Origin of the sequence: Neochlamydia sp. TUME1 (assembly GCF_000813645.1) — a bacterium.
Taxonomy (GTDB): Bacteria; Chlamydiota; Chlamydiia; order Chlamydiales; family Parachlamydiaceae; genus Neochlamydia.
Map to the genome: position 1 here is coordinate 1 of NZ_JRXI01000038.1, position 21464 is coordinate 21464.

The window sequence follows — 21464 nt, forward strand, 5'->3', positions numbered from 1 at the left end:
GAATTATTGTTTTTATCCAAGGAAAGTTTTTAAAAGATGGTGCGCTAGCTAAGCATAAGGCTGCTACTTCACCTTCTTGCCATACTTTAGCTAACACTCTTGCGATTTCTCACCTAGCTAGCACTAGTTCACCTCCACAGGAGGTATCTATATTGGGATTGCTCGATCATGGCCAGTACAGCTTGCAAGATAAGCGATCTAGAGAGACGTACGATCGCAAAGAACCGCAAGAACTACGGGTTTTACTCAGACGATCTGTTGAGAATATTGCTAACATTTACGAAGCTTCTAGGAAGCTAATGAAACCTTCAAAAAGCAAACAATATTCCTTATTAGTTTCAGAGGTAGAAGAAGAAGTAGCTAAAATAAAGATTTTAGGTAAAGTTTTAACTGACAAAGATCAGGTGGTAGAGAGTCAGCAGATAGAAGACCAGGAGAAGGTTCTTAAGCAGATGTATAAAGATATGCCCTTGGGAGAAAGCATTCTACTCCGATCGGATATAGAGATGATGAAAGGTATGTCACGTCGTCCCGCAGAAAAGATTTACACCACTGCTTATGGAACATTTGAGAATCCTAATGTCTCCCACTTAGAACTATCGCATTGGTTCTCATCCTATATAACAGAAGGGGCTTTCTTTGGTTTTTGTTGTATGTTTAGGGAGCATGAGCTAGGAGAGGAGAATGATTTTAATAGGATGTTTACGTGCATTGATCTTGTTAAAAATGATGAACAAAGAAAAATAGAAAGAAAGCTTTATAATGGCAAGCCCTCCTTTTGGGGAAATATTCAGTCTTCACTTTTTTCTATAGGTCGAAATCTTTTATCTAAAGATCAATCCTCTAGCGAAGTTGAAGAAAAAAAAGAGACTCAAGCATTAAGTTTGCCCTCCACAGAAGCAAGTGTAGCTGGATTTATAAGCCTTCCTACCAAACCCGTAAGCAATTATCAGATCAAGCAGCAAAAGGTACTAGCAAAGCTTGCACAAGATTTGCCAGCGATGATGGAAGTATGGAATGTGGATTCCTTTCAAATTTTAACTTCGGAGCAAATGCTAGCCGAAGGCTATGAATATGAAGCTGCTTACTCGGGAAATAGGATCCTACTTTTCCATAAACGGGTAGAAAACCAAGGCGCTGCAATTGCAGCCATCGATCCATTGCCAACTCAAGAATAATCATGAGCGGTCAGAGGGGGACCAGATTTAGATGGGATTTTACGGGCATCTGCAAAATCAAATGTACTTGCGAATAGTTTTTATTCGTATTTAATGCACTTTCTGCTTTATATTGGCTCCTTATCGTCAAAAAATTAAGCAGGCCTACCCCCGTAACCGCTTACGAAAAATCGGATTGGATAAGAGTAGAAAATATGAGGTAATGATATCTTTTTTATTTTATATAGGCATTCTTTTTATATAAATTGCTATTTATTAATTTATGTTTAGTAGGTTTAATAAGTTTTTTTTTAAGCAATGGAAGATTAATGTAAAATCTTCTGTCATCTACCAAGTGGCGCTATTAATAAAAAGTTGCTTTCCTCTTAAAAATCCAATAAGAACTAAGTATGTCTTATCATTTGGCCGATCGTCCGGCTAATGAATTAATGGAAGCTTGGAAGTAAGAGATGCAACGAGCGAATGACTTCGAAAGTATGAAAATATGTATTAAGGAGTGCTTAGATAAAAATCCTGCTTTTTGTAAAATCCTCCAAGAAAACAGCGATTTGCAAGGCAGCAATCAAAAACTTACCCATACCGTGAAAATGGAGAGCTTTTTTCTAAATTTCATGCAGGTTTAGGAGAGGCAGAAGAGATTTTATTATCTGTGCCCTAATTTGATAATTCGCTACTTGTTAACGCGAGTTATTGGATAAGAAATCCATCTAAGGCCGCTTTAAATCGTATCCTAAAATGTAAACTAACTCATTAACTTTTGTTTGTCTGTGCGAGTAGGCTGAATGCAGGGCTTGTGAGGTTGGTAAGCGTTATCTACAATTCCACTAGTTTAAGTTCTAGCAAACCCGGTTTATTCTATTGAAATAGAATTAAGAGTAAAAGATTGGAGATGTGAGGCCAGTACTCCTCATCATAAATAATTGCTATGGGAAGGAAAAGTAGGCCGCAATAAAGAAAAAGAAGACAGCGTTTTTTTCGCTGTCTTCTGAAATGCCGACATCTTATTTTTTATTGTCATCAATAATTTCTACGTCTGCTTCCTCTATCGTCTCTTCTCCATTACCTTGCTTCTGAGACTCTTGCTGCTCAGCACCAAAGCCAGCTCCTGGGCCACCTGTAGACTGCCCATAGGAAGCATCAGGGCCTCCTGCGTGCGGACCTGCAGCCCCTGCCTTTGCTATGGCTTCCCCAATATGTTGCATTTGGGTCTCCAATTCCTGTTTAGCTGTTTTTATACGTTCGATATCCATGCCTTCTAAAGCTTTTTTAATAGCCTCGATTTTGCTTTGGATCGTATCAACAAGATCTTTAGGTAGCTTTTCTTTATACTCTTCAATTGATTTTGCCGCACGGAATGAGAGGGAATCCGCTTCATTGCGAATTTCGACTTCTTCCTTGCGCTTTTTATCTTCTTCGGCATGAAGTTCAGCATCTTTAAGCATACGTTGGATGTCATCTTCACGTAGCCCTGATTGAGCTTCAATACGAATTTTTTGTTCTTTGCCACTCGATATGTCTTTTGCAGAAACATGCAAAATACCATCCGCATCGATATCAAAAGCTACTTCGATCTGTGGGATGCCACGAGGAGCTGGTGGAATATCGCTCAAGTCAAACCGTCCTATTTCTCGGTTATCATTGGCCATCTTACGTTCACCTTGCAGGACACGGATCGTTACGGCAGGTTGATTGTCAGCAGCAGTAGAGAAAACCTGTTTCTTTTGAGTAGGAATGGTAGTGTTACGCTCTACAAGAGGAGTCATTACGCCGCCCATTGTTTCGATACCAAGCGTTAGAGGTGTAACATCGAGTAAAAGTACATCTTTTACCTCGCCTGTTAAAACTCCACCCTGGATCGCTGCACCTACAGCTACCACTTCATCGGGGTTAACCCCTTTATTTCCTTCTTTACCAAAAATGTCTTTGACAACCTCTTGCACAGCAGGCATACGAGTCATTCCACCTACGAGAATAATTTCGTTAATGTCCTCTTTTTTTAAGCCAGCATCTTTCAAGGCTTTTAGGCAAGGTTCTTTAGTACGCTCGATTAGGTTATGAGCTAAGCTTTCTAGCTTTGAGCGAGTTAGGGTTAAAGACAAGTGTTTAGGCCCGGTAGCATCCATGGTGATGAAGGGTTGATTAATCTCTGTCGATTGTGTACCAGAGAGTTCAATCTTTGCCTTCTCGGCTGCATCACGTAAGCGCTGCAAAGCCATCTTATCATTATGCAGATCGATGCCATTTTCTTGTTTAAAGCTATCAAGAATCCATTTAAGAATTTCGTTGTCAAAATCATCTCCACCTAAGTGAGTGTCACCATTCGTGGCTAACACTTCGAACACACCATCTCCTATTTCTAAGATAGAAATATCAAAAGTGCCTCCTCCTAAGTCAAATACCGCGATTTTCTTATCACTCTTTTCTTTATCTAAACCATAAGCTAATGCAGCGGCGGTAGGTTCAGGGATGATACGTTTAACATCTAAGCCAGCAATACGACCAGCATCTTTCGTGGATTGGCGCTGAGAATCGTTAAAGTAGGCAGGCACTGTAATCACAGCCTCGGTCACTTTTTCTCCCAAATATGCTTCTGCTGTCTCTTTCATCTTAATTAAGATTTGTGCACCCACTTCTTCTGGGCTAACGATCTTATTACCTAATACCTCAAAGACTGCATCTCCATTGGCATTTTTAGTAACTTTATAGGGTACTGTTTTAATCTCCGACACCACTTCATCGTATTTACGGCCAATGAAGCGTTTTGAAGATGAAATAGTGTTTTCCGGATTAGTAATAGCCTGACGCTTTGCAGGAATACCTACAAGGCGCTCATTGCCTTTATAAGCTACAATAGAGGGAGTGGTTCTTGTACCTTCAGCATTAGCAATGACTTTAGGAGCTCCACCTTCCATCACTGCTACGCAGGAATTTGTAGTTCCTAAGTCAATGCCTATAATTTTTGATTTTTTTTGAGTCATCTTTAAAACTCCTTATTTGTAATTTGCTATGTGATGGTTTATTTGGCTTAAAGCCTTATGTAAGTGTTATAGCTTTGTTTTCAGAAAAGGCAACACTCACTTAAGCGTTTTCTGTACTAAATTCAACGTTTATTTTCACTCATTCATTTGTAGAGGAAGATAAATTTTCCTCTATATGTGGTTCAGAGTTTGTTTTTTTTGCAACTTTTACTCGAGCAGGTCGAATAATTTTGCCACCCATTTTATAACCTTTAGTATTTTCCTCGACGACAGTGCCTTCAGGAAATTCTGTAGTTTCTATCATTTCTACTGCTTCATGATGATGAGGATCAAAGGGCATCCCTACCGATTTAAAAGCATGCACATCATTATTTGTAAGGGCTTCTTTAAATTGATTAAGTATCATTTTAAATCCAGTGGCCCAGTTATTTACCTCTTCAGACATTTGATCTGTAAAAGACAAAGCCTTTTCCATATGATCAAGAGGAGTAAGAAAATCTACTATCACGCTCTGAATAGCCACCTGCATCATTTCTTGTCGTTCTTTATTTAAACGTTTTCTTAAATTTTCTGCTTCAGCAATCGAGCGTAAATATTTGTCTTTATATTCGTGTATCTCTCTCTTGAGATGCTCGAGTTCAAGATCACTAATATGTACTGTTTTTGGCTCTCTTTTATGCTTTGATTCCTTTTCTAAAGCTGCTTGCTTTTCTAAAGATTGAGTAGATTCATCTTTATCAGGTATATCTTCAATAGTCATGTTTTGCTCCTCTTTTACGTACCATTGTGTTCAATAAGCATGAGGGAAGATTCACCCAAAAAGCATGGCTTATCCGGTTGGGTACTGATCGTCCCTCGCTGTGGTTGACGAAATGTAATTTTAAATTTGTAAATACTTCGGGTAATAGCTTCGCTAATGTTTTCTGAAAAGTTATGCAATAAGCCAAATAGATGCCGATAGGGCAAGCGTATAGGGCCTAGCAGTCCTATAGCTCCCACACACTGTTTATTGGCATAATAAGGAACTGTAACTACAGAACATTCTTGCGGACCCACAGAAAGAAAATCAAGATCCTCACCTATCCAAAACTTTAAGGTCTCTTTTTTGCTGCATTCTTTTAACAATAAACGCATAGAAGGAACGTTTTCAAACAAAGAGAGACAGTGGGTAAGCTTTGAGACGTCTTGCATCTCGGGGTAAGCTAGCAATTTTGAGAAACCGGTACGATAGATATCTTCATCAGTAAAGTTGGAATAACTAACGATGTAGCGCACCATAATTTCATTATAAAATAATTGGGCTAAGTTTTTTTCTTCTTCAGTAAGATTATCTGGCGTGTTGATGTCTATCGAGCTAGGGGATTGATGGATACGGTTGAGTCGCCATTGAAAGTATCTTTCCATTCGTTTTAAGGAGAAGGTGCTCATTCGCTTATCAAGAGGCATGATTTCCGTTTGTATCAGGCCAATGCTAGTAAGAATGATACATAAGCAACGTGTATGATCGATCTCCACAATTTTTATTTGATTGATATAATCTTGGTCAAAACGAGGGGCAGATAAAAAAACGGCACATTCTGCTAGGTGGCTTAATGTTTCAGCAGCTTCTTGTAGGTAAGAAGCTAGTTCGTGAGTTTCTTTATCTCGAAGTTTTTGAAGTTCATGTTGGTAAGCTTCTGAAGTCTGCAGTGTGGTAGAATGTTCCTGGGCGTATAGACGGAATGCTTGAGTTGTAGGAATACGTCCACCAGAAGAATGCTGTTGAGAAAGATAACCTTCTTTTTCTAAATTCGAAAAATAGTTACGAATGGTAGCCGAGCTTAACTCTTCAAAGCGAAATTCTTTAAGGGTATGAGAGCCGATAGGTTTACCCGTTTTAAGGTATAATTCAATCAGCCCCATTAAAACTTGCCGCTCACGGTTATGTTTAGCCGATTTTTTTACGGTAATAAGTTTTAACGCTTTCAAGATATGCTCCTTCCTTTGTGAACTTATGATAATTTATCAGGTATTTGCGATCAAGCAATTTTTAGCAGTTAATGTTTTTAATTGCTAAATTTTAGAAAATGCTCTTTCAAGGGAGAAAAATATCAATAAAAACCCCTCTTGGTAAGATACACAAAAGAGGGGTAACAACTTAGACAAGAAGTTTATCTAGAAAGGTTAAAAAAAATTGCTATAGATCCTAAAAATTAGGCTCTTCGCTAAATATTTTTCTTAGATGTCGAGCAGCATCTTTAGAAGGAGTAGGGGGAGTGGAGTGAGGAGAAGAAAAAGGGGTCGATGAAATTTCATCCTCCACTTCTTCCGGTAAAGTTTGTTCGTTATTCTCCACATTCAGCTCATCATTATATAATACTCTTAGAATTCGAGCTGCATGGGTGGCAGGGGTAGGAGGAATAAGTGGAGGTTTTTTTGGAGGGGTAGCCAATACTTCATAACAGGTATCCGTTCTTATCCAAGGCGTACTTTCTATTAAGGAAGGGGGAATAAGTGTAGGCTCCACTTCGCTACTTACCGAAGGAATGGCTAGAGATTGATTTAATTGCTGAATTTCAGTTGCCTTTTCTTGCAGAGTCGTAGTCAAAATGTTAACTTCTTCTTGCAATTCTAGGTTTCTAACAGCTAACTGCTCGACCATCTTGTTTTTTTTATAAACTTCTAATGCCAATAAAGCACATGCCCCTACTGCTGTTGCTATAATTTTTTCAGAGGAAATGGCTATAAATTTTGATTCGAAGTTATTTAAAATTCTAGGGTCGATCAAGGTGATCTGCTCCTGCTTAATGCATTTAATGGCTAGTAAAACAGTAGCTGCAGTCGCTCCAAACACTATCGTTTTTACTGTAAAGGAATAAAAATTTTTCTTAAGATTTGAAGGCTGGTGAGGGGAAGCGGCTAATGGAATAGCCGCAGAATCATTCTGCGAAACCTGGCTATTAGGTGTAAGGCTTGACATTTTTGCTTTTCCTTTATTTAAAAATGCTTTTTAAGGATATAAGAAACTGTTAGGGAATAAAAATCTGTTTCGTAGGAATTAACTATTTAAAATTTTATTGTCTTTTGCCTAGGACAGAGCTTTAAATGCTTAAAAAGATGGGTTCTATTTTCGTTCGGCCTATTTTATTGCATTTACCATCTTATCGATCGCTACTAAGATTTCTTCTTTGCTTGAATTTCTTTCCATCAGGCTGTAGATTTTATTGCGCAGTTTATCTATGAAATCTTTTGTACCTTCTTTAACTTCATGAACATAGGCTTTAGCTTTACTCCTAATCTCTTCAGCCTCACGCTCTTTATCTTGAATAGCAGCTTTTAATGCCTGGAGCTCCTCAGTTAGTTTTTCAATCTTGGCAGCATGGACTGGGTTCTCAATTGAGGTATCAGCACTTAGATGTTCTGCAGCACTGGCGGAAGAAGTAAGGGTAGATGGAACATTTTCATCGCTTGAGGGGCTCTCGCTTAATCTTTTTTCTAATCTTTCTTGCCTAGCTTTTAAGTCTTTAATTTCTTCCACTTGATGTTTTGACAATTCCATAGTATTATCTAAATTTTTTCTTAAAAGCCCAATCTCTTGTTCTTTTTTGACTAAGCTGTCCTGTGCAATATCAAGTTTTGATCTTGTTTCTTTTAACCTAACTTCAACAGCCCTCTTCTCATAGTCGACTTTAGTGAGCTTCTTCTTCATTTTTTCTATCTCTTTCTGCGTTTCCGAGAGCTTTTTTTCTATCTCTGCTTTGGCTATCTGAGTTGTATGAAGTTCGTTCAGTGCAGTGTGCGCGACCTTGATGTTAGACTCGGAATTTGAAGAATTTTTTACTTCCTGTATTTCATTTTCTTTGTCAGCAACTATTTTCTTTGTTTCTTCAAGTTGTTGTTGGAGGGCTTGAGTCTCTTCAATTTTAATGCCCATCCTAGCATTTAATTCATTAATCTGTTGAGTAAGCTCACCTATTTGCTCTTCAGCTTTAGCTATAGTTTCTCGTGCATGTTGGAGTGTTTCTTTCGAGTGGTGAGTTTCTTCGTAGCTAGTTCGGATTTCTACTTTTAGTGCCTCTATTTGTTGATTAAGTTGAGCTATTTTTTGTTTAGCAACTTCATCTTCATGATTAATAGGTTGATTTCTTAATTCTTCTATCTGTTGATTTAAAGCATTATTAGCTTGAAACAAAGTTTTAACTTTTTCTGTCAGCCTCTTCACTAGGTTAATTAATGAAAAAGGAACTTTAAGGCTGCTGGCTAGAATAGTAGAGATAAACGTTCCTGTTAGCGCAGTAGTAGCGCAGGCTCCTGCAATCATAGGAGAAGCAAAAATGAAGGCTGCTACAGCTGCTGCGGTAGAAGCTATGATTGCCAGGCTGCCAAAGCAGATAGTAGCTACTCGGCGACCTTGCATATTTCCCGGAGATTCCTTTCTTTTGAGGGAGGGTTGTTCATCTCCTAGATATAAAGCTTGCAAAGCATTATTTATTACTTCTTGTGTCATTTGTTTCTCCTTAGAAATTTCAGCGTAAAATGACCTTAAGTTTATAAGTGTACTTAGGTTTTTTTACAAGAGGAATATGATTTAGTTAGGGAAGATAACTTTTTAAAAGGGAGCCTATCTATTATTGTTTAAATTTTCTGCTTGCTTTCTATTCTCTAAAAGAACAAAGTATTTGGCTTTATTTTTTATTTGTCGAAAAATGGAATAAGAGAAGCAGCTTGAAGGCAGGTCTTGCTGGGCACAGCAAGACCTTAAAAGAAAGATAAAATGATTAGCCTTTATAGCTTATTTCTTCATCTTAAGAGAGGCAAGACATTGCTCGACAACAGGGATAATCTTTTTGTTAGCTTTTTTGTTTTCTTCTAATTTAGCCTTAAATTTTTCTAAAAGTTCTGCTTGATCTTTAAAGTAAAGCAACCGCTCATTTTTAAGTTTCTGCGTCTCTTTCTTAAGCTCTTCTAGCTCATTTTCATTGGTAACCAAAGCGTTATTCTGCTTTAATTTCTGCCTTAAATCTTCAATTTCTGTTTTAAAAGCTTCATATTTTTTAAATATTAGGTTATTAAAATTTATGTCGATCCATTCAATAGCAGGCTCTCTTGCTTCGCTGCTAACTTTACCGCCTAATGCTAGAATATTCTTTTTTAGTACACCTAATATATGGAGCTGCTGATCGATAGAAAAGGTTAGGGCCATATCCTTGGCTTTGAAATACTGTTTCAAATCTTCTTCCATTTCAGGAGTAAAGTGTAAAGGAGAAGTTTGGACAGCAGGTTGAGAGGATTTCTCTTGAGCAAATCTTACTTGTCTCTCGCTGGAAGACTTATCTTCAGGATGTTTAAGTTTTTCCTCTTTGATTTTTCCTACTAAGGTAGCATTCAGTTCTTTTAAGTTGATAAATTCGTGACTTAAATTTTCATTCTCTTTGCGAAAGGTCTGGATATTTTTTTGGAGCTCTACTATCTGCTTTTCTTTGGTCTCTACGTTAGTGGCTTGGTTCTGAATTTGTTTTTTCAGGGCTTCTACTTGCTCTTCCAGTGCGGCATTTTTCTGAGCTATTTCTTCAGAGTGCTGTTGAGACTGCAACATTTTCTTAACCGCTTTTAATTTTTCTTGCAGTTCAAAAACCTCATTTCCTTTTTGTTCTAACAATTTCTGATGCGTATTTTTAAGTTGGTCAAAGTCGGCATTTTTTGCTTTTAAGCTATCTTCTAAGTGTTTTTTCTCTTGAATAAGTTGCTCCAAGGCGGCTTGCAGCTTTACCTTTTCCTTCTCCTGAGCCTCTACTTTAATTTTTTCTTTGCTATTTACTTGTCCTTGGGTAGGAACTGTTTGTTGAGGGATATGTTTTTGCGTTTCTTCTAACTGTTTTTGGATCTTGTCTAATTGTTTGCCTAGTTCCAGGATTTTAGCTTCTTTTGCTTTTATCTGAGTCTCATAATCCTCTTTCATTCGTTGTTTCGTGCTTTCTGCCTCTAACAAACTTTTGTTAAGATTTACCAACTTTTCCTTTATATCTTTTACTTCGCTTTCATGCTTCCTTAGAATTTTTGCTGCATCCCCTGATTTCTCTTGTGTCAATAGGGATGTTGTTTCACCTTCGTCTGTATGAAGCTCTACATCGAATTTTTTAATGCTTTGATTTTCCTCTGCCTCAGCATTGGCTTTTAGCCGATTGAGCTCTTGAAGTCGGGTTTCAAGGCGAGCAACTTGGGTTGTAAGTTCACTATGTTTTTTTAAATCTTCAGCAGAAAGATTTATACGAGTGGCGGAAATAGTAGCTAAGATTGTTGTCACTAAAGCCGTGGCCGCTATAGCAGCTACCAAGTAAGAAGAAAAAACTGCAGCTGCAACAGCTGCGACTGCTGCCACGCTTGCTGTGACCCCTAAAGTGGCGATTGTAAAAGTCTTGCCTCTGTTCATTGAACCAAACTGAACCGGCATATTTTTTTTATTTGCTAAAGATTGTCTTTCCATCGCTGGCTCTGCAACTCTAGCTCTTGTTACGGTAGGTGCGGACATTTTTTTCTCCTTGGTAAACGTAAGTTTATTTATAACAACAATTTATAGAATGAGAATGTTTTTTTTACAACATATTTCATTAACATTAAATTAAAAGAATGATTGTCAGGATAGACTACTAAATAGAGGGGAGTAAAAAAAATAGTAAGAGAGGATAAGAAAGGAGGTGAAGGACTCTTAAGAGCTTTTTTGCGTACTTGTAAGCTTTTAATCCACTATAACTTTAAGTCAATGAATTAGCTTAAGAAGACATTAAAAAACTCCTCTTCAAAAAATCCTCTAGGGGTTATCAAAATTTTTTTAGCTTAGGATTGCTTTTAGAAGAGGAGCTAAATGAGTAAGCCTAGGTGCTAATATCAGGCCGGCTTAGATAGAAGACAAGGTTTAACTTTTTAGAAGACGTAGCCCATTTAGTCCTACTATTACAGTGCCTCCTTCATGCATCAGTACTGCTAGCCATAAAGGGATGAATCCAGCAATAGAAGGAATAGTAGCAATAAAAATGGCTGCAATAGCTATAAAAAGGTTTTGCTTTACAACTCGTTGAGTTCTTTTTGCCTTAAGAAAAAGCCAATCTAGTCGTTCAATATTATCTTGCAAAAGCACAATGTCAGCGGCTTCAACAGCTGTAGTTGTTCCTACTTTTCCCATGCAAATACCTACTGTTGCGCGTGCAAGAGCAGGGGCATCGTTAATGCCATCACCCACCATTGCCAAACCTTCTTTTTCCGCCAGTTGCGCTACATGTTTTAGTTTATCTTCGGGTTTTAAATTAGCATAAAAGGAGGAGATACCAAGCTCCTTAGCAATGCGCTCAGCACTATATTGATGATCACCTGTCAACATAACCAGCTTTAAGCCCATCTTTTGGCTAAGATTCTTTAAAGTGCTTTGAATGTTAGGCCGTATTGTATCGAGAAAGCGGAATAATACTAGGTGTTTACCAGCTAGAAGAGGGGAGACAAGTTCACCTTGATTTTGTAACTCCTCGCATTTATCTAATAAAACTTTAGCCTGGGTAGGACTTAATTTTCCTGCAATGAATTCGGGATGTCCAATAAGGACAGGAACATCTCCCTCGGGTAGAATAACGGTTCCTTCAAGGCCACTGCCTGGGATTGCTTTAAAATTTTTAAGCTCGACGGGTAAAGTTTTAGTATGATGAGAATAAGCTAAGATAGCTTTGGCTATAGGGTGTACGGCATTTTTTTCCAGCGCAAAAGCGATGCTAAGGGCTGTAGCTTTATCAATTCCTTGATCCAAGGTTTCTATAGCTGCGCAGGTAAGTTCTCCTGTGGTTAAAGTCCCTGTTTTATCGAAGGCAACCCTATTACAAGATGCTAATGCATCTAAAATGACTCCTCCTTTTAGCAAAATGCCGCGCTTTGCACAAGCTCCTACAGCACTTAGATAAGCAATAGGCATAGCTATAATTAAAGCACAGGGCGAAGCGGCTATTAAAAAAGCTAGAGCTCTATATACGGATCCTTCCATGCCTAGAAAAGGGATAGAAAGTAGATAAGGCAAAATGAGCACGAAAAAGGCGGATAAACAAATGATAGAAATAGCATAGCGGCGGCTAAACTTATCAAACCAGCGTTGAAGTTTAGGTTTAGCATCTTGAGCTTGAGTGACTAATTGAATGATTTTGGCCAAGGTCGAGTCAGAGCTAGTTCTTAGCACTTGCAGAACAAGAGCTCCATCTAAGTTAGTGGCTCCAGCCGGCACCTCATTTCCGACTTTTTTTGTCATAGGAAAATTTTCGCCTGTCAGGTGGACAAGATTTACGCTTGAAATGCCCTCAATCACTACTCCATCTAAAGGCACCACTTGACCCGATTTAACTAAAATATTTTCGCCTACCTGAATTTCATTGATAGCTCTCTCTAGTAATGTCCCATCTGGTTGTACTATACTAGCTTTGGTGGGAGAAAGTTTATGCAAAGCACTGATAGCGCTTTTAGCTTTTTCTGTGACCGCTTGCTCCATGGCACCTGATAGAGCAAAAAGAACAAGCAGTAGCCCTCCTTCCATTCCGCTTCCAATTAAAACGGAAGAAAATGCTGCTAAAGTCATCAAAATATCAATATTAATATCTAAATTAGCTAGATCTTCAAAAGATTCGATTAAGGCAGGAATGCCTGCTAAAAAATAAACTATGACTAGTAATAATGTCGATAGGGAATGAGTAACCTTAAACCAGGAAAATGCAAAAGAAATAGCGAGTAAAATAGTAGCTGCTATTGAAGCTTTTAAGGTAAGATTGACTCCCCATTGACGACTTGCGGGCTTGATGAAAGGGCTTGAAGTTTCAGGAGAATCCAATTCAAAAAACTCTCCAAAAGCAGGTGTATGAGTCTTGCTAGCATGCATAATAATCAGCCTTGTCTAAAAAAAAATTCGTGGAGAAAATAGACCCAGGCATAAGCTAAAATGGCAAGCCCTCCATTCCAGATAACAGCAGGAATCATACGGTTCTGCTCATAATAAGCTGAGAGCGCTGAAGCCGCAGCTATCGTTCCTAATGAACCTATGACTAAACCTTGAAATCCTGGTGCTACTAACTGGCAGGTGAGAACCATAGCAGCAGCAGCAATTGCTCCTAAGCCAGCACCGCAAGCTTGCTTTAAAGGGTGCTCATGAGACTCAAGTTTAAGGCCTAACTCTTCTTCTACCATTACCCTAAGAAGGCGGTCTCCATCAGCCATTAAAACCTCCACTATATGATCTAACATTTTGCCTTCAAAGCCTTTATTGGCATATAGATCTTTAAGCTCCATTTTTTCTTGCTCACGATTATGATCAATTTCCCATTTCTCTTGTTTAACAAGACGATGCAATCTTTCTAGACGTGACCAGCCAAGCCAGGCACTGCGTCCAAACTTCCATAGCGTCCATCCCGTAGAAAAGATAATCAGGGCCAAGGTAAGGGAAACGAGAGGCAATTTAAATGAAAGAATAATACAACTCATGAGAAGCAAAACCACTGCTGTTTCACGGGCCGCATCGGCAGCAGCAGAAAAATGGCCAGGAATTTCAGTTCCATGCACTTCCACCGTAGAGAATTTTCCTTCGGCTAGTTTTTCGGCTACGTGCTCAATAGGAGCTTTATGGGTAAAATGGGTGTTTTCTGTCATTAATTTTTCTTTCCGTTATCTTTGTTAATATTTCGCATTCTAACATGAATTTTTGCAATAAGGAAAGAAAAAGGCATTCAATAATCGCTGCAGCTAAAAAATAATAAAGGAACCGCTAATATAAGCTTTTTAGCTTTTCAATAAATTATTTTACAAAATAGTTGAATATGTTACACTAAGAAGAGAAAGATGTATAGCAGAGGATGTCCTTATGAGCCAAGATTTTACTAACCTGAATACAGGAATGGGTAATCAATCAGGTTTGCCTAATGCTGAGGCACTTTATCCATCCAAGCAAACTTCAGCATTAGACTCCAAAGTCCAAGAGACCTCTCTGCATTCTAAAGATTCTATCGAAAAAGCGAGTGCAGTAGTGGCTTCACTTTATTTACCTCCTCTTTCCAATCCCTTATTAATTCCTCCTGACGCTAATAACATAATAGCTATTAGCCAATTAGCGATGGACAAAATTTGCTTAAACATTTTAGATAGCTGGTCGCAAAGTTTAAAAAAAATAGCAGAGGAAAAAAGAGAGGCTGAGCGACGGAAGGAATTAAACCCTCTATGGCAAGACCTAAATATGGCGGGGGGATTAGTTTTAGCAGTGGCTACTATTTTTATTCGCGCTATTTTTGGGACACAAATTGCCCAAGCCTTACAAAAAAATCCTGGATTGACAGATGAAAAAGTTATCGCCCATAAATTTGCTACTCAAATAGCTCAATGGTCCCTTGATGGAGTTTTAGGCGGTTATCTCATGACTATCGTCGACAAATTGCCTTCAGCAGCCCCTATGAATGAAGGAGAGAAAAAAGTGTTAGCTCAGCAAATGCAGGTAATGTTACTAGCCGCTGCTTTAGGGGGGATATATAAAGCCAAATATGAATGGATAACTTCTAAAGAGTTTATGGATGTGTTATCAGATCCTTTTTCCTTAAAAGACTCAAATATGGCTATGCTTGCCATGCTTCTTGTGAACACCTTAAATGAGCTTCCCGAAGCCTCGAAATTAAGGATGATGAAGACCTTGAATATCTATATGGATAGTAATCCTGATCTGCCTTCTTTATTCGATTTAGGTCACACGGCCGGCGTTCAACTTTCTATTCTTAAGGCTACTCGTCTTTGAGGAGGTAGAGGAGTTTATTAGATTTAATCTATTTAGTTTTTAACGTAAAAGCAAAATTTATAAAGTTATACGTTTCCTTTTTTAGATGGCGTTTCCGATCTGCTCAATTTACCTACTCAAAAATTCCTAGTGCTTGGTAGATTCGTTTAAGATTATTATAAAGTATTGTCGCTCCTGGATTATTTTCACCGAAAAGCTTAATATTAATTACGAGCGCTTTCTTAATATATTCAACCGCCTTATCTAAATTTCCTTGTGTTTGATAAAGCGTGCCTAAATTGTTGTAAAGAGTGACGATAGCTGGATCCTCTTCTCCAAAAAGATCAAGGGTAACCTCGAGGGATTTCTTAATATATTCACCCGCCTTATCTAAATTTCCTTGTGTTTGATAAAGCGTGCCTAAATTGTTATAAAGCAATGCGAGAGTTAGATTATCCTTTTCAGGAAGATTAAGGGTAATCTCGAGGGCTTTCTCAATAAGTTCAACCGCTTTATCTAAATCTCCTAGTGCAAGGTACAGGTTGCCTAAATTATTGTAATTGTTTGCGATATCAAAATGATTTTTACCAAATAGATTAATGTTAATAGTAAGCGCTTTCTGAATATGTTCAACTGCCTTTACTAGATCTCCTTGAGTAGAATAGATCCTTCCTAGGATATTATGATCTATAGCAATCCTTGAATGATTTTCTCCATAGAGCTCAATGTTGATCGCGAGTGATTCGCGGATATATTTGCCTGCTGTTTCTAGGTTTTTTTCCTCAAGGGAGATGCAGCCTAAATTGTTGTAAAGCACAGAGAGAGTTAGATTATCTTTTTCATGAAGATTAAGGGTAATGTTGAGGGCTTTCTTAATATGTTTAGTCGCCTTAATTAAATTTCCTTGAGCTTCATAAATTTTTCCAAGGTTGTTGTAACACGTTGATACTATAGAATTATTTTCGCTATACATTTTTATATAAATGGTGAGCCCTTTCTTAGTATAATTGGCTGCCTTTTCTAAATCTCTTTTAATAAAGTAAATTATTCCTAAATTGCTATAATTTATTGCGCTCAGTAAATGATTTTCTCCATGGAGCTTAAGACTAATATTAAGAGAGTTATTGATATAACTAGCAGCCATTACTAAATCTCCTCGTGCTTGGTAAATTTGCCCCAGATTACTGTAGTAGGTGGCTACTTGAGGATTATTACTATCAAAAAGATTAAGAGCTATTGCGAGGGCTTGATTGGTATGCTCAGCAGCCTTTATTAAATCCCCTTGTGCTTTGCAAATTTGTCCCAGATTATTGTAGTAGGCGGCTACTTGAGGATTATTACTCCCAAAAAGATTAAGAGCTATTGCGAGGGCTTGATTGGTATGCTCAGCAGTCTTTTCTAAATCTCCTTGTGCTTGGCATATTTGGCCCAGATGATTATAGTTTCCTGCAACTCTTAAGTCATTTTCTCCATATAGTTTTATATTAACTTTAAGCGCTTTTCGGAGGTGCTTAGCTGCTTCTTCTAAATTTCCTTGATCATAGGAAATGCTGCTTAAATTAGCATGAAAAGTTGCAATAATTGGATTGTTCTTATCAAAAAGCTTAATGCTAATTGCAAACCCTTTCTTAATATAATTCGCTGCCTTCTCTAAATTTCCTTGTGCTTGGTAGATTTGTCCAAGGTTATTGTAACACATAGCTGTTTGGGGATTATTTTTACCAAAAAGTTTAATGCTAATGGCAAGACCTTCTTTGATATATTTAGCAGCCTTTTCTAAATTGCCTTGTTCTTTGTAGATTTGTCCCAAATTATTGCAATATATAGCCACATGAGGATTATTACTCCCAAAAAGATTAAGAGCTATTGAGAGGGCTTGATTGCAATACTCAGCAGCCTTTACTAAATCTCCTTGTTCATTGTAAATTTGTCCTAAATTATTGCAATATATAGCCACTTCAGGATGTATCCTATCAAAAAGCTTAAAAGCGATGTTAAGGGCTTGGATAGCATGCTGGGCTGCTTTAGTTAAATCTCCTTGTGCTTTATAGATCCCACCTAAGTTATTATAACAGGTTGCTACTTTAAAATTATTATTAGAGTATAAGATGATATTAATTTCGAGGGCTTGCTTATAATACTTAGTTGCCTCCTTAAGATTCCCTTGTTTTTGGTAGATTAATCCTAAATGATTAAGATCCATAGCAATAGAGGGGTGGGTTTCATCAAAAACCTTCCGGTCAATAGTAAGAGCTTTTTGAATACATTTTAATCCTTTATTTAAATTTCCTTGCTCTATATATATCTTTCCTAAGGTATTGTAATCCGAACTTATATGTGGATGATGTTCATCCAAGAGCTCACTATCTATTTTAAGGGCTTGCTCACAATACTTAGCTGCATCATTTAAATTTCCTTGTGCTTGATAAATCATTCCTAAATTGTGATAGTTTCTTGCCACAGCAGGAGAGTTTTCTCCATCAAGCTTAATGTTAATTTCGAGAGCTTGATCAATATATCTAATTGCCTGCTCTAAATGTCCTAAATTTTCATATATCATTCCAAGGTTATTATAATTTCTTGCTACATTAGTATGATTGTTGCCATAAAGCATAAGGTTAATTTTGAGCGCTTTATGGATGTACTGAGCTGCCAATGTTAAATTTCCTTGTTCTTGGTAGATTTGCCCCAAATTGTTATAATCTTTCGCTATAGAAGAATGATGCCTACCAAAAAGCATAAGGTCGATTTTGAGCGCTTTAGAGAAGCATTCAAATGCTTTTTCTAAATTACCCTGTTCTTTATAGATAATCCCCCGGTTGTTATATCGAATAGCTAGAATGGGATGATTTTCTCCCAAAAGCTTAAGATCAATGCTTAGGGCTTTATCGATACATTCAGCTGCTTTATTTAAATTACCTTGTTCTTTAAAGATCATTCCAAGATTAGAATAATCTCTTGCCACAGTAGGATGATTTTTGCCTAGGAGCTCAAGGTCAAAATTAAGTGCTTGATTAGCATATTTGACCGCTTTTTTTAAAATTCCTTGATGATTATAAATTACTGCTAATGCACTTAATATCTCAGAATTTTCTGGATCTCTTTGTTTGGCTAAAATATAACATTTTTTTGCTTCTTTTTTTTGAAAAAGCCGTAGAGCTATATCTCCTTGAATTTTTAAAGATTCCCCCTTTAAAGTGGAGGATTTAAGCCTATCCTCATGGCCTGATAAAAATTCTCTTAGCGCGCTATAAAAAGGAATAAAAATTTGATAAATTTTTTTACTTTTTTTAGGGTAGAATTATCTAAAGCGAATTGCTTGTGAATAAGATTAGGATCCTCAAACCTAAAGGGTTTGATAAGAGGATTCATCATTTCTTGCTGTGCTTGATAATGGGAATAGGTTTTAAGTCGCATAAATAAAGCTATACTCATCCATTCTTTTAATTTATCAGCTGCAGTATTCATTAAAATCCCTTGATTGTTTAACTGATCAATCCTCGCAAAAGTATCTGCAGCTGGAACTTCTTTAAGTAAAGCTAATCGATCCAAGGCTAGATGAGGAAAACGATAAAAATCATTTTTAACTCTAAAAAGCATGCCATGCTTTTCTAGGTTACTCATGTCTGGAGCAAAATTAATCATATCCGCTTGAACTAAATGATGCTTGCCTAAAACCTGACGAAGGTTGAGTCCTTCTTGAAAAGGCATGTTAAGTTTTTCTTGAACTTTTCTACCATATTCTATGGTTAATTCATGGTTTCCTAGCAGATGAGTAAAATTTAGCAGCTCCATGGGAAGGTGTGGCTCTTTCTCATGCCACCATTGGCCTTCCCCATCCATACCGATATATTGGGCCATCTTTTCAGGAGTTTGGATAAGCTCAAACGTTTTACCATTCCCAAAAGGAGTTTTACAGCCTTTTCCATCTACTCCTGCTCCATCAAAGGCAAAGCCTCGTGGCGTAATGCCATCAAAAAAATCTATAGCTTTTAAGCAAGTAATGTTTAAGGCAGGAAGAATGGTTTCTCCTAAATTAATGATTTTTAGGTGTAAAAGAGCGGTGAGATGCTTGAAGTATTTTTTATTACTGCTAGTGTCATCTTGTATAAGAATCCCAAATTCTAAATCTGAGTAAGGAGTCATTTCTTCTCTAGCTAAAGAGCCAAAGCCAATCATGGCATATTCACATGGCGCAGGGCCTAAGGTTTCAATACCTTGCCTCGCAAGAAACTCAAAGAAAATTTTTATCTGCTGGGCGATCTCAGCGTAGAGCTCTCTAACTTTTTCAGAAGAAGGAGTTTCTGGCAAAGCTTGAATTTTCTTTTCTATTTCTTCTCTAAGTTTTTTTAATGTTTTACGATTGTCTTCAAATTGCTCCTTCATTACTTCATGGCTTAAAAGCTTTCCTTCGCATAGTTTAGTAAGTAGGTGTTGAACATTGAAAAGCTTTTCTTTAATTATTTCCTGTCTGTCTTCTGAAGAGAGACGTAAAACATACTGATAAAGTCCTGCTGCTTGGCAAAGAGTTACAGATGCTCCTTTTCTTAAATAGACGTCACCAAGTCTTTCTATGTATATGCTTTCTTCAATAGCGTCTTTCTTTTGCACAGCAATTTGTAAAGCTAGCGCATAGGTTTCTTCTGCTTCTTTTACCTTTTCTTTTGATAAGAGCTCATCATTCTCCAAGTTATCTAATTTTTTTTTAAGTATATTTTTAGATAGAGCACCAGAATAGAGGAGGCCGGAAATTTTTGAATCTAAAAAAAGAAATTGAGTTTGCTTTAAGGGTTGTGCATAAACAAAGTGGCCACCTAAATCGACAATAAAAATATATTCTGCAGGCTGTTGTTCTGGAGAAATTGTTTTCCATTCCTGGGATCTATCCTCTTCAGTTAAGCCTGCTTCTGAGAAAATTAACCCATCATGAATCCCGCAAATCAGCTGCTTTTCATTAACTGTTATCAGCCTGATAGGTATGGATAAAGCTGAAGCTAATAAATCTCCTTCACCAATGCCGCTTACCCAAGCTCCTCTCTCTCCTATTTCTTCAGCTCTTTTACTATCCTTGTGTTTAACAATGCCTGAAAGCACTTGCCTTAGATGTGAAATTTTATCTGCCTGCTCTTCTAGCAAAGGAATTTTTCTAGAAAGATAGGCATAGCTTTCTAGAAAAGCGCTAAAAAAGCAGTCACCATTACTCGCAACACCTTTTAATGTAAATCCTTCCTCTTTTAGGTAAGCAGCCGCAGCATTTACTTTTGCTACTAGTGAATCGCTAATAACAGTGGTGGGATCTTGCCACAAGAATATAGCTATTTGCCTTGGTGTCCACTGGTCTGCAGATGGATCAAGTATATCTGCTTGATCCACTTCAAGCGGATTTTCTTTTAAAGCGGTAATTCTAGGGCCTACCGAACCACATTTTTTCCATAGGTTGTTGCTTTGAATGAGCTGTTTCCAAGCTCTACATACAAGCTTTGCTTGGTTTAAATCTGGCAGGTTTAATTCTGCAAATATTTTTAGGCTAATTTCTGCATAAACGGAAGTATCTCTCCTAACACTTATAGATTTTTCCTCTATACTTTTAAACACAGGGAATATAAGAGGATGGACGCGCAAATTTTCTGATAGCATATACCTAAGGCCTTTCTACTTGATTCTGGTTAAATTTAAACATTTGACACTAGTATCTATAAATTTTTTTATTGCTTTATAAGCTAAGTTACTTAAAGTTTAAATAGAAAATATTTCCTTTTTTAGCTTGTATAAAATTTTTTCAACAAACAGATTGAAAAATTTTGGCTTTAGTACCTTGCTTTTTTGCGTAATAAGAGCTTGCATAAGCCATCTTAAATGGGGATAGTGCTAATCGTGAGAGTTATAATTTTTTTGCCAATTGCAATAAATAAACCTTACTTAAGCCTCTTTCTTTTGCATGCTAGGCAAAAGTGCAGCCGAGCCTTTATCTTTCTAAAATTGATGCAATGATGAAGTTTTTTAAGGTAAATCAGGTCAAACTACATAGTTTTTTTGCCATTTATATATTATCTCCATATTTGGTGCCCTATATCTCTTTCTTAAGTGTTTGCTGGCGGGTTACAAGTGCGTCTACGGTAGAATGGTTGTTACCATAGATGTTGATAGCAATTCTAAGAGCATGATTGACACACTCAAGCGCTTTTTCCATATTTCCTTGTAGTTGGTAAATTTCTCCTAGGTTATTGTAATTTGTTGCTATCTTGGAATTGTTTTCACCGAAAAGAGTAAGGTTAATAGCAAGTGCTTTGTGACTATATTCTACCGCTTTGTTTAAGGTGCCTTGTTCTTGATAGATTGCTCCTAGATTGCTGTAACGAATTGCCACGGTGGGATGATTTTTACCAAAAAGCTTAAGTGTAATAGATAGGACTTAATCTGACATTTGTGATAAAAAATAAAGGAAACACAATTTAAAAGCCGCGAAGCTTGAAGCCCTATCGCTCATTAAAATTGGCAACAGGGAAGTTGAAGTGAGCGGCTTAAGACTAATAAGGAGTATCAAATGTCAAATTT

At 37.3% G+C, this 21464-nt stretch carries 13 protein-coding genes; 2 read left to right on the forward strand and 11 right to left on the reverse strand.

The annotated features are described in order from the left end of the window. Positions 1-1178: hypothetical protein (locus tag DB41_RS11875; protein WP_039383676.1), on the forward strand; the 1178-nt coding region annotated here is incomplete at its 5' end. Between the two features lie 1001 nt (positions 1179-2179). Here DB41_RS11875 and dnaK read toward each other — a convergent pair. The 8 genes from dnaK to DB41_RS01800 all read right to left on the reverse strand — a co-directional run bounded on the left by dnaK (position 2180) and on the right by DB41_RS01800 (position 13801). Beyond that, positions 2180-4156 (reverse strand): molecular chaperone DnaK, encoded by a 1977-nt coding sequence (gene dnaK, locus DB41_RS01765; RefSeq protein ID WP_039383677.1) that lies wholly within the window; start codon positions 4154-4156, stop codon positions 2180-2182. A 139-nt stretch (positions 4157-4295) separates the two neighbouring features. Continuing rightward, a complete protein-coding gene (locus DB41_RS01770; protein ID WP_080502351.1) occupies positions 4296-4916 on the reverse strand; it encodes a nucleotide exchange factor GrpE in 621 nt (206 codons plus the stop codon). 14 nt (positions 4917-4930) lie between these two features. Next, entirely contained in the window at positions 4931-6124 is a 1194-nt protein-coding gene (hrcA, locus tag DB41_RS01775) for a heat-inducible transcriptional repressor HrcA (protein ID WP_080502352.1), read from the reverse strand. A 217-nt stretch (positions 6125-6341) separates the two neighbouring features. After that, on the reverse strand, positions 6342-7115 hold the full coding sequence (locus DB41_RS01780; protein WP_039383681.1) for a hypothetical protein: 774 nt from the start codon (positions 7113-7115) through the stop codon (positions 6342-6344). A 159-nt stretch (positions 7116-7274) separates the two neighbouring features. Beyond that, entirely contained in the window at positions 7275-8642 is a 1368-nt protein-coding gene (locus DB41_RS01785; protein ID WP_039383683.1) for a hypothetical protein, read from the reverse strand. 285 nt (positions 8643-8927) lie between these two features. After that, positions 8928-10664 carry a hypothetical protein gene (locus tag DB41_RS01790; protein ID WP_039383684.1) on the reverse strand — a complete coding sequence of 579 codons (1737 nt, stop codon included), beginning with the start codon at positions 10662-10664 and terminating at the stop codon, positions 8928-8930. 384 nt (positions 10665-11048) lie between these two features. Continuing rightward, positions 11049-13037 (reverse strand): heavy metal translocating P-type ATPase, encoded by a 1989-nt coding sequence (locus DB41_RS01795; RefSeq protein ID WP_039383686.1) that lies wholly within the window; start codon positions 13035-13037, stop codon positions 11049-11051. Between the two features lie 5 nt (positions 13038-13042). After that, positions 13043-13801, reverse strand: coding sequence for a VIT1/CCC1 transporter family protein (locus tag DB41_RS01800; protein WP_039383687.1), 759 nt, complete (start codon positions 13799-13801; stop codon positions 13043-13045). A 211-nt stretch (positions 13802-14012) separates the two neighbouring features. Between DB41_RS01800 and DB41_RS01805 the strand changes: the two genes are divergently transcribed. Continuing rightward, positions 14013-14930, forward strand: coding sequence for a hypothetical protein (locus tag DB41_RS01805; RefSeq protein WP_039383689.1), 918 nt, complete (start codon positions 14013-14015; stop codon positions 14928-14930). A gap of 112 nt (positions 14931-15042) precedes the next feature. Here DB41_RS01805 and DB41_RS01810 read toward each other — a convergent pair whose 3' ends face one another. The 3 genes from DB41_RS01810 to DB41_RS01820 form a co-directional block, all read right to left on the reverse strand. Continuing rightward, positions 15043-18186, reverse strand: coding sequence for a tetratricopeptide repeat protein (locus DB41_RS01810; RefSeq protein ID WP_306459956.1), 3144 nt, complete (start codon positions 18184-18186; stop codon positions 15043-15045). Beyond that, positions 18150-20546, reverse strand: a complete 2397-nt coding sequence (locus tag DB41_RS01815; RefSeq protein ID WP_039383692.1) for an F-box-like domain-containing protein — start codon at positions 20544-20546, stop codon at positions 18150-18152. Before DB41_RS01815 ends, DB41_RS01810 begins: the two co-directional genes overlap by 37 nt. Before the next feature lie 430 nt (positions 20547-20976). Further along, complete coding sequence (locus DB41_RS01820; protein WP_039383694.1) at positions 20977-21276, reverse strand: tetratricopeptide repeat protein; 300 nt, start codon at positions 21274-21276, stop codon at positions 20977-20979. Between the last annotated feature and the right edge of the window lie 188 nt (positions 21277-21464).